The following is a 9,766-nucleotide window of genomic DNA, read 5'->3' as shown; positions in this document are numbered from 1 at the left end:
CCTTACTTACACTTGCAACTTTAGGAGTAGCAGTAGAATTTTGAATCGTCTTGTTTTCTTCTGCATGAGCAATAGCTGGAATTAATAGTGCAGTAGAAAGTACAGAAGTAGCAATCATCTTTTTCATTTTATTTCCCTTTTTCATTCTCTTTCCCCTTTTCAAAAAATAGATAGTTTATACTATTTTACCAATTTTATCAAATGAATTAAATGTTTTTTTGTAATATTTGTACAAACAAATTACTAGATGGTTATGAGCTATAGATTGTTATAAACAAATTACTAGAGAATTTTTTTAAATTATGCAAGTTTAATAACGCTCTAAAATTCGCTATATGTTGTCATGAAATAATAGAAATCTCTCCTTTTTGATGACTTGAAAGCATAAAAAATAAAGCAGGTCATATTTAATCCCACGACCTGCTTTACTTATCGATAAAGACTATTACTTATAATTAACCAATCCAAACACCGTTATCATTAAAATAGTACCAGTTGTTATCAATAAATTTTTGACCTGTTACCATTTCTCCATAAGAGTCAAGGTAATACCATTTACCACCATTGGATAGCCAACCTGTTTGTTTTACCCCGTTATTATTTAAGAAATATATTACATTCTTCTTTACTTTGAAATTCACTATATGTTTTCATTAAATGATAAAAAGTTTTTATTCTTATCATCCCGCATATCAACAAGAGAACAACAGTAAAATTAGAAATTATTTCATAATCTTTAATGAACTGAGGTAAAAAACATGATTGTAATTAGTGCTTGCTTAGCTGGTATTGCTTGTCGTTACGATGGAAATGACAATCTCATTTCAAAAATTGAAGAGCTATTACAAAAAGAAGAAGCTGTTCTTGTTTGTCCAGAGGTATTGGGAGGCTTACCTACACCTCGTCCATCAGCAGAAATTATCGGAGGCAATGGTGATGATGTACTAGATGGTAAAGCAAAGGTAATGGACAACGAAGGTAATGATGTAACAACTGCTTTCGTACATGGAGCTTATAAAGCTTTGAAAGAAATACAAGATTTAAATCCAGAATACATCATTTTAAAAGAACGAAGTCCTTCTTGCGGAAGTTCTACCATTTATACAGGAGAATTCAACGGAAAAAAACGAGATGGATATGGTGTAACAACTGCTTTATTTCGCAGACATGGATTTACAGTAATTTCAGAAGAAGACTTTGTAAGCAAATAAAAGAGTTGACCATTTGGCCAACTCTTTCTTCATTATTTCACGCCTAATTTTTCTTTCACTTTTGCAGGAAGCTCGTCCTTCTTCACTTCTTCCCAAGCTGCTACACCTTTTTTATCGGAGTAGAATACACGTAGAAATGCTTCCTTACGAAGATTCTTCACAGCTGTAAATTCCATTTCTTTTTCTTTACCATCTTTATCAAATGCAGGTAACTTATACTCAAATGATTTGTGAGGCTGACCATTATCAGCTTTTTCATTTTTTTCCGTTCCATCAACTGTAATTTGAACATAGTACTCATCTTTTCCCATACGGTTTAAATCACAGCCAACTAACAAGCTAGCAAATACAATTAAAATACTAAAAAGTGCAATATATCTTTTCACGTTATTCACCCCATGTGTTTTTTATTATGTTGTTATCATAATCTCTTTTCTTCAGAGGAGAAATTCAAAAACGTGACATGAACATTACACTTTTGTAAGATTAAACACTGAAAAAACAAAAAAGATAACCAACTACTGCACCTAGTCGATTATCTTCTTTTTTGTATATCAACAAAGTTTTCGTATCTTAATTAGGAAGCCGATTTATTAATTGTATAACGTTGTTCAATACGTTGTTCAATTTTTTCCATCTCTTGTTTATCATTCAATATCTTTTGTTTATTTTCTTGTACCAATTCTTTAAACGATTTATGAAGTAATTTACAACGTTTGTTCGCCATAATCATTTCTCCTTATTGTCTGTGTAATCACAGATATAAAATAAAATTTTCCAATCACCATAATTTTTTTGTCTTTATTTGTCGAAAAATTATTCTTAATTCAAGAATACTATAACTTCCGAGTTTTTAGACATATTTGTTTGAACATTATGTGAATTTAATAAAAAAAAATTATATACAAATACAAATTGTAAAACGAACATAAAAATCCTTTTTTAAGGAGAATTGAGAGGATTTCGAAGAGGCCAGATCCTTTTTCTGCCACATGCGGCGGTAAAGTAAATAGAACAAACGAGTGCATATCATCTTTTGTTTCACATAACCGCAACGTCCATGTTCAATAAACAAAATGAATTTATCCCGTAAAAGCCCAATTGGTTCAACTAATAATCAGTGGGCGATGAAAAAAAACCCACTGATTAAAGTTTCACTTTATATATAAAGAGTGGTCCTTGATAAAATGATATACTTGCCTTTATGTATCAAACATTGGTGATAATACTATAGAAATTTATAATATTCCCATCCCTACAGCCCCTGTACGTGTAGGACAATCTGGTGCAGAAGATTTAGATTTACCTAATGGATTGACTGTTTTTACTTTATTAGGGAATTCAACAAAGCAGCAGGTAAATTCGTGTTGTAGGGCGTATTTTATTTCTACTTTTTAAACTTAACTACAACATAGCAAGTATCGGATTTTTCTCTGATGTTGTCACAACTTATACTGTAAGGATATTTATCTCAATCAACAGGAATGCTGTAGTTGCTGATAACGATTTTTCAGGTGAAGAATTAGATATTGTTAATCTAGTAAGCATTTCTGCTATCTTAAAATTATCGGTGGGAGATACAATACGAGTTATTGCCCAAGCTACTACAGATGGTAATACTGTTCCCGAACCGCTTGAAAATACAGTACACCTCATGCACTTTGAAGCAGCTAGATTCCCCTCTCCAACATCATAAAATAGGTTATTCTCTTAACAATCAATAACACTAATTATATGAATAAAAAAAGAGCGTCCGTCTTCGGACACTCTTTTCCTTTATAGCGAATTAAATAAGCGCTTGATTAAGTCTCCAAAACTCAATCATATCTCGATACGAAAAGCATTACATTAGCACTCTTCCGGCTTACCAGCATTCGACGCCGTACGGAAAGATGATCCACATCCGCATGATGCGATTGCATTCGGGTTATCGATTGTGAACCCGCCGCCAAGCATAGATTGCTTGTAATCAACTTTTACTCCTTTTACAATCGGAGCACTTTCTTTATCAATAACAAATTCAACACCGAAAAACTCAAGCACTGTGTCGTCTTCATTTGGTTCTCTTTCAAATCCTAGACCGTAAGAAAGACCGCTACATCCACCGCCATGCACAGCAAGGCGAACGTACTTCTCTCCATCTTCAGCATCTTTTAACATATCTTTAATTTGATATGCTGCTTGTTCTGTTACATCAATCATGAAATCCACCTTCCTTTCTTCTCTCGTTCTATTATACATCTTTACGCCTCTATCTTGTACTCATACACTCCGCGGCAAATTACTTCCGCTGGACCTTTCATCAAAACGTTCCCTTCTCCTGTCCAGGCAATCATTAAATCTCCGCCTGCTAAATGAACCGTAATTTCTTCACCGCGTTTCATTTTTTCATTCAACACTGCTGCAACAACTGCTGCGCATGCTCCTGTTCCACATGCCTGCGTCACACCTGACCCACGTTCCCAAACGCGGAAGTTCATTTCATTGTCATTTACAATTTCAATGAATTCAACATTCACTCGTTCCGGGAACATTTCATGAGTCTCAAGTACCGGACCTAATGTTGTAAGCGGAGCTTCTTCCACATCATCAACAAAAATGACCGCATGCGGATTTCCCATTGAAACAGCAGTAAACGCATAGCGATGATTATTGTATAGGAAGTCTTCACGAATAAACGGTATTTCTCCCTCGCCAAGCATCGGTAACTCTGCACGAGTTAAACGAGGTGCTCCCATGTCAATTTTAGCTAATGTAACGATACCGTCTTCTACTGTCACTTCAGCCGTTACAATTCCAGCCAATGTTTCTATTGTAAAAACAGTCTCTTCTACTAGTTTATGCTCATACGCATATTTCGCTACACAACGCAGTCCATTCCCACAGCTTTTTCCTTCTGACCCATCATTATTAAACATGCGCATTTTCACTGGTGCTACTTCAGACGGACAAATTAAAATCATTCCATCTGCGCCAATTCCAGTGTTGATATTCGACACTTTTTCCGCTACAAGAGATAGTTCCTCTTCTGGAATTTGCTCTTCAAACATATTTACATATATATAGCTATTCCCAAGACCATGCATTTTTGTAAAAGAAAATTTATTCATCCTCATTCACTCCAAAAAAAATTTGTTGTTTTAAGTATAAAATGCATGCTTTTGGAACACAATAAGAACGTCCCCCGTTTCTCATATTTGACAACGTTTTGATGGCTTTTATATAAGAGCCGTTCTTACACAAATTGTGTAAGAAAAAAGCCCTTCTCGGAAAGGGCCTTTTTTTATTTCACACAAACATTCCTGCAATTGCAGCACTCAATAAGTTAGCAAGTGTTCCAGCTACAATTGACTTTATTCCAAATTTCGCAATATCACTACGACGGGTTGGCGCCATTCCCCCAAGTCCCCCAAGTAAAATGGCAACAGAAGATAGATTCGCAAATCCGCAAAGCGAAAAGGTAATCATTGCCATTGTTTTCTCTGAAAGTTTCCCCATATGAGGAGCAAAATCAGTAAACGCTACAAACTCATTTAAAATTAACTTCTCCCCAATAAAACTTCCCGCTGTAATTGCTTCTGTCCACGGTACACCAATGACAAACGCAAGCGGTGAAAAAATATATCCTAATATAAGTTGTAGGGATAGATCTGGATAACCGAAAAGACCACCAATCCCACCAACAATTCCATTCAAAAGAGCGATGATGGCAATAAAAGCAATTAACATTGCTCCAACATTTAAAGCAAGTGATAATCCATCAGCTGCTCCGCGCGCTGCGGCATCGATGACGTTTGCTGGTTTTTTGTCACCATCTTTATCATCGTCTTCATGCTTATTATGTACTTCTGGCTTATCTGTTTCTGGAAACAATAATTTTGCCATAACAAGTCCAGCAGGTGCCGCCATAACGCTTGCCGCTAATAAAAACTTAAGCGGCACGCCAAGCGCAGCATATCCAAAAAGCGTTGAGCCTGATACAGATGCTAATCCTCCCACCATCACCGCAAACAGCTCTGACTTTGTCAGGCGTGGCATGTATGGTCGAATCACAAGCGGCGCTTCTGTCTGTCCTAAAAAGATATTCGCTGTTGCAGATAACGATTCGGATTGACTAGTCCCTAATAGCTTTGCTAGTGCACCACCGATAATTCGAACAATCCATTGCATAATTCCTAAATAATATAAAACAGCAATAACCGATGATAAGAAAATTAAAATTGGCAGCACCCGAAACGCAAATACGAATCCAGTTGTTTTCGTTGGGTCCCCTAAACTACCGAATAAAAATAAAATACCCGCATTCGCAAAATCCATAATCTTTTGCACAAACTGCGTTACCTTCTCTAAAACCATTCGCCCTACATCCCACTCTAATACGATAAAGCCAAATAATAACTGAATTGCGAGTCCACCAAATACAGTACGCGGCGAGATTGCTCTTTTATTATTTGAAAGTAAATAACCAATTAAAAGAATAACGATTATTCCACCGAATCCCCAAATAATATTCATTCTGTCACCTCTAAAGTTCAAATTCTTTGTTAGCATTTCCTCTAAAAGAATTTTTACTCTGGTGAAACAATTGAACTCCCCCCACCTTCACTTCGTTTAGAGGAGGGAGTCTTCTCGGTTAAAATGATAAAAAAGACGTTGCTTATATGCAACGCCTTAAAACATTGGGTTTTCATCTAAATAATCGTATACATTTTTCACAAGCTCTTCTACCGTTGCACCTTGTACGACTTCCCCGTTTACAAGTGCAAAAGGCCCTTCAAAACAAATGCCACAATAGCCCAGACAACCGTACTCCATAACATCTAAATTTGGATCTTTTTCAAATTTTTCTAGCGCTGCTTGTGAGCCACTCGCAAGATTACCTACACAAAATTCGATTAATGGCTTAATCAAAACAATCCCCCCTGTATCTCCCAAAAATAACTCTATAATAAGAAAACTAAGCTGTTTCTTGTTGTTTTAATTACACCTAATAAAATATTTAGCTACTTTACTGTTTCATTTCGAATCAAAAGATCTTCTCTATATAAATCCATGTTGATTTCCCAACATACACTTCACTGCTATGAAAACAAAAAAAGATCTCCACTCATTTCATCCTTCTGGTTTCACATCGCATGGGGCCAACAAAGGCACTGACCGCTTCTATCCATCGGCGGACGCTCTCTCCAACCTAAAAGAAAGGGTTTCTATCGTTTTTTTATCTACATATTGATTTTCCAGCATACAAACTACTGCTATGAAAACAAAAAAAGATCTCCACTCATTTCATCCTTCTGGTTTCACATCGCATGGGGCCAACAAAGGCACTGACCGCTTCTATCCATCGGCGGACGCTCTCTCCAACCTAAAAGAAAGGGTTTCTATCGTTTTTTTATCTACATATTGATTTTCCAGCATACAAATTAAAACAGTTTGTCCACTTTTCTTCTTATTGTACAACAGAGTACACATTCATGCATTGTTATTTGTTCACAAATTCGATATAATTTGAGTGAGTAAAGTCAAAATATTTTTTCAATATATAATTGTATGATTAGGGGATATTTCAACAGAAAAGGGGTAATCCATCATGAAACACCTCGTATTACTGGGTGGCGGCTACGGTGGAATGAGAATTCTACAACGGCTTCTTCCAAACAATCAACTCCCAGATGATGTCCAAGTGACATTAATCGACAAAGTACCATACCACTGTTTTAAAACAGAATATTACGCATTAGTAGCGGGTACAATTTCAGAAACACATATTCGCATTCCGTTTCCAGAACACCCGCGTCTCAATATTCAATATGGCACTGTAACGAATGTTGACATTGAAAACAAAGCCGTTCATCTCGATGGCGGTGAAGTTGTCGAATATGATGACTTAATTATCGGCCTTGGCTGCGAAGACAAGTATCATAACGTTCCGGGGGCGAAGGAATATACACATAGCCTTCAATCAATTGAACAAACTCGTAAAACGTATGAACAATTAAATAGTTTAGAACCAAACGCAACGGTCGCTGTTGTCGGCGCTGGTTTAAGCGGTGTTGAAGTTGCAAGTGAACTTCGTGAAAGCCGTTCTGATTTAAAGATCTACTTATTTGATCGAAAAGATCGCATTTTATTCCCGTTCCCAGAAAAATTAAGTAGATACGTAGAAGAGTGGTTCGTAAAGCATAATGTTACAATTATACGAAACTCTAACATTACGAAAGTAGAACCAAACGTTGTGTACAACCATGACGAACCGCTTCAATGTGATGCAATCGTATGGACAGCTGGTATTCAAGCAAACGAAGTTGTTCGAAACCTTCCAGTCGAACAAGATAGTGGTGGTCGGGTTGTATTAACAAAATATCATAATATTCCAAATGATGAGCATGTTTATGTTGTAGGAGATTGCGCTTCTCTTCCACATGCCCCATCTGCACAGCTTGCTGAAGGCCAAGGTGAACAAATTGTCCAAATATTATTAAAACGTTGGAACAATGAGCCCCTTCCTGATGAACTACCTGTTATTAAATTAAAAGGTGTTCTCGGTTCTCTCGGTAAGAAACACGGATTCGGATTATTAGCAAATCAACCATTAATGGGACGAGTTCCTAGACTTCTCAAGTCGGGTATCCTTTGGATGTATAAATATCATAATGGTTAAAAAACAAGAGCTTATCGCTCTTGTTTTTTTCTATTTTTCTCCTTTTTTGATACGGTATGAATATGTAAGTACAAATTGAAAAACCGGAATAAAACCTAATCTTTAGATGGGAGAGAGCATCTAGCCATGCATAGAAGCGGTTAGGGCCTTTCCCTGCCCCATGCCAAGTTAAAACAAAGGGAGTAAACGCGTGGAGATCCGCTTTTGTTTCCATAGCCGCGTTTTATATGTTGGAAAATCAAGATGGGTTTATATAGAATCCCTGATTAACGTACCTGGTATATTAATCCAATTTACGGATATTATAGTAATAAATCTTTAGATTTGTATCGTTCTATAATGGAGGTATCGGTTATGTATTATGTTAAACTAATTCAGGGACAATCCTTCTATGCTTTTGATCATCGCTTCTTGCTAGATCAAGAAGAACAAGTTACACAAAGAATTTTTAAATACCTGTGCAAAAATGAGTTTTTCGAAGTACGTAAAGACGACAATACTTCCACAGCATAATAATGAGTAGCTAAGTAGTGTGTACGTTAAGCACTAACAAATCCCTTTATCTACAAACTGAGCAGCCATACTATTTGTAGTATGGCTGCTTTTTTATCCTTCCCATTTCCTCCGGCACTCCTCTATCCCACTAAGCAAATACTTCTTCGTCATATCTGCCCGCTTCCAAATGGAAATCATTCGTTTCGCTCTCTTATTATGACGCATCCGCTCTACCTCTTGTAACAAAGGCATCCATTTTTCACTAGACGCCCTCATCATATATTGTAATCCCTCATCTTTTGAAACAATTATTTTATGCTCTAATGTATACAAAATGCGTCCCATCGTTACAACAGCTGATTCTACCCATTCTTCAATTAAAAATAAATATAGCCGTGATGCTTTTTCACTCCAGTACTGTTCTACATTATATTTCATCGTTTCTACCACATCAATCCATGGCGTCTGAAACGGAAGCTTACTTGCTTCCTCCCCAATTACAGTAATCCCTTGATTTTTTAACGTCCACCACGTTACAGCATTCACATCCCAATGTCCTGTGTGAGCTTTTCCATCTGCACAATAGACATACTGCGGCATTTCCTCATTGTATTTCCCTAAATCAGCGAGTGGAATATACATACCGTCCATTCGTCTTCCTAACATGCTTTTACTCAATTTTTTGTGTAACTCAATTATTTGTATGTTCTGGGTTTCACTGACCGACTCTCTCGTTACTGTAACAAAATCAACGTCACTCGTTTCTAAATGAAATGCTCCTAATGCAATTGAACCATATACATATACTCCAATTAATTGTTCGTTTAAAAAAATATCTTGTAATCCAATCACATATTGCTCCATTAAGACCTTTACTTCTTCTGGAAGTCTATGTTTCACTACCCCTTTCACACGTATACCCCCTTGATAAGATTACCTATAACGGTTATTTTTTCCGTATAAACATATAAGAAAAGCCTTTGCTACCGCAAAGACTTTTTTGTATTATAAATATTTCTCAATTTCTTCGTATACGTCCTTTAAACGAGGATTTCCTTCTCCAACGATTTCTCCGTTTACAAGAACAACTGGATAAAACAAATCTTCTTCAATTACACGCTCTACGAAAGCCTGCTTTTCTGCATCTTCTTGCTCTTCTTGAATATCAACGTATTCAAACTTAAATTTATCATCTTGACCTTCATATTTACGACCAATTGCCGCTTGTAGCCATTCAAATGTTTCAGTCGAAGACGGCATTCCAACGCAGCTCGCACAAATTACTTTTGCCCCATATACTTGAACATTTACCATTATTTCTCCCCCACTTCTCTGTTCTAACAGTACGATTCGGTGACTTTCCTCATAAGCACATCTCTTTACAAGTTTAATTCTTGTC

12 protein-coding genes and 1 pseudogene are annotated in these 9,766 nt (G+C 36.5%); 3 read left to right on the top strand and 10 right to left on the bottom strand.

Annotated features, from left to right (window positions below):
• A pseudogene (locus C564_RS38280) lies at positions 1-145 on the bottom strand (N-acetylmuramoyl-L-alanine amidase family protein); the annotation flags it as partial.
• Between the two features lie 310 nt (positions 146-455).
• Positions 456-641 carry a hypothetical protein gene (locus tag C564_RS0126195; RefSeq protein WP_003201556.1) on the bottom strand — a complete coding sequence of 62 codons (186 nt, stop codon included), beginning with the start codon at positions 639-641 and terminating at the stop codon, positions 456-458.
• A gap of 117 nt (positions 642-758) precedes the next feature.
• Here C564_RS0126195 and C564_RS0126190 point away from each other — a divergent pair, with 117 nt between their 5' ends.
• On the top strand, positions 759-1,211 hold the full coding sequence (locus C564_RS0126190) for a DUF523 domain-containing protein (RefSeq protein ID WP_018767391.1): 453 nt from the start codon (positions 759-761) through the stop codon (positions 1,209-1,211).
• 32 nt (positions 1,212-1,243) lie between these two features.
• Here C564_RS0126190 and C564_RS0126185 read toward each other — a convergent pair whose 3' ends face one another.
• The 6 genes from C564_RS0126185 to C564_RS0126160 all read right to left on the bottom strand — a co-directional run bounded on the left by C564_RS0126185 (position 1,244) and on the right by C564_RS0126160 (position 6,122).
• Entirely contained in the window at positions 1,244-1,597 is a 354-nt protein-coding gene (locus tag C564_RS0126185; RefSeq protein ID WP_018767390.1) for a YxeA family protein, read from the bottom strand.
• A 191-nt stretch (positions 1,598-1,788) separates the two neighbouring features.
• Positions 1,789-1,944: an FbpB family small basic protein gene (locus C564_RS35475; RefSeq protein WP_003201552.1), complete on the bottom strand. Its 156-nt coding sequence runs from the start codon at positions 1,942-1,944 to the stop codon at positions 1,789-1,791.
• A gap of 1,115 nt (positions 1,945-3,059) precedes the next feature.
• Positions 3,060-3,413 (bottom strand): HesB/IscA family protein, encoded by a 354-nt coding sequence (locus C564_RS0126175; RefSeq protein ID WP_003201551.1) that lies wholly within the window; start codon positions 3,411-3,413, stop codon positions 3,060-3,062.
• Positions 3,414-3,454: 41 nt separating this feature from the next.
• On the bottom strand, positions 3,455-4,321 hold the full coding sequence (dapF, locus tag C564_RS0126170; protein ID WP_018767388.1) for a diaminopimelate epimerase: 867 nt from the start codon (positions 4,319-4,321) through the stop codon (positions 3,455-3,457).
• Positions 4,322-4,499: 178 nt separating this feature from the next.
• Complete coding sequence (locus C564_RS0126165; RefSeq protein ID WP_018767387.1) at positions 4,500-5,726, bottom strand: NupC/NupG family nucleoside CNT transporter; 1,227 nt, start codon at positions 5,724-5,726, stop codon at positions 4,500-4,502.
• Between the two features lie 156 nt (positions 5,727-5,882).
• Positions 5,883-6,122 (bottom strand): YuzB family protein, encoded by a 240-nt coding sequence (locus tag C564_RS0126160; protein ID WP_000595023.1) that lies wholly within the window; start codon positions 6,120-6,122, stop codon positions 5,883-5,885.
• Between the two features lie 679 nt (positions 6,123-6,801).
• Here C564_RS0126160 and C564_RS0126155 point away from each other — a divergent pair.
• Together C564_RS0126155 and C564_RS35455 are read left to right on the top strand one after the other, a co-directional pair.
• Entirely contained in the window at positions 6,802-7,872 is a 1,071-nt protein-coding gene (locus tag C564_RS0126155) for an NAD(P)/FAD-dependent oxidoreductase (RefSeq protein WP_018767386.1), read from the top strand.
• 354 nt (positions 7,873-8,226) lie between these two features.
• The gene (locus C564_RS35455) at positions 8,227-8,385 is read left to right on the top strand and encodes a YqbF domain-containing protein (RefSeq protein WP_018767385.1); all 159 of its coding nucleotides are present in this window, start codon (positions 8,227-8,229) and stop codon (positions 8,383-8,385) included.
• Between the two features lie 93 nt (positions 8,386-8,478).
• Here C564_RS35455 and C564_RS0126145 read toward each other — a convergent pair whose 3' ends face one another.
• Both C564_RS0126145 and C564_RS0126140 read right to left on the bottom strand, forming a co-directional pair.
• Positions 8,479-9,231, bottom strand: a complete 753-nt coding sequence (locus C564_RS0126145; RefSeq protein ID WP_371410358.1) for a nucleotidyltransferase domain-containing protein — start codon at positions 9,229-9,231, stop codon at positions 8,479-8,481.
• A gap of 141 nt (positions 9,232-9,372) precedes the next feature.
• A complete protein-coding gene (locus C564_RS0126140; RefSeq protein ID WP_016112361.1) occupies positions 9,373-9,681 on the bottom strand; it encodes a YuzD family protein in 309 nt (102 codons plus the stop codon).
• Positions 9,682-9,766: the final 85 nt, after the last annotated feature.

This window comes from Bacillus sp. 105MF, from assembly GCF_000374885.1.
GTDB lineage: Bacteria > Bacillota > Bacilli > Bacillales > Bacillaceae_G > Bacillus_A > Bacillus_A pseudomycoides.
The sequence above is the reverse complement of the archived record's forward strand: the minus strand, read 5'-3'. Positions and strand labels throughout refer to the sequence as shown.

Excerpts from the sequence above, each read along its gene's own strand:
- C564_RS0126155 (WP_018767386.1), top strand. The coding sequence starts at position 6,802 with ATGAAACACCTCGTATTACTGGGTGGCGGCTACGGTGGAATGAGAATT.
- dapF (WP_018767388.1), bottom strand. The coding sequence starts at position 4,321 with ATGAATAAATTTTCTTTTACAAAAATGCATGGTCTTGGGAATAGCTAT.
- C564_RS0126145 (WP_371410358.1), bottom strand. The coding sequence starts at position 9,231 with ATGGAGCAATATGTGATTGGATTACAAGATATTTTTTTAAACGAACAA.
- C564_RS35455 (WP_018767385.1), top strand. The coding sequence starts at position 8,227 with ATGTATTATGTTAAACTAATTCAGGGACAATCCTTCTATGCTTTTGAT.
- C564_RS0126175 (WP_003201551.1), bottom strand. The coding sequence starts at position 3,413 with ATGATTGATGTAACAGAACAAGCAGCATATCAAATTAAAGATATGTTA.
- C564_RS35475 (WP_003201552.1), bottom strand. The coding sequence starts at position 1,944 with ATGATTATGGCGAACAAACGTTGTAAATTACTTCATAAATCGTTTAAA.
- C564_RS0126190 (WP_018767391.1), top strand. The coding sequence starts at position 759 with ATGATTGTAATTAGTGCTTGCTTAGCTGGTATTGCTTGTCGTTACGAT.
- C564_RS0126165 (WP_018767387.1), bottom strand. The coding sequence starts at position 5,726 with ATGAATATTATTTGGGGATTCGGTGGAATAATCGTTATTCTTTTAATT.
- C564_RS0126140 (WP_016112361.1), bottom strand. The coding sequence starts at position 9,681 with ATGGTAAATGTTCAAGTATATGGGGCAAAAGTAATTTGTGCGAGCTGC.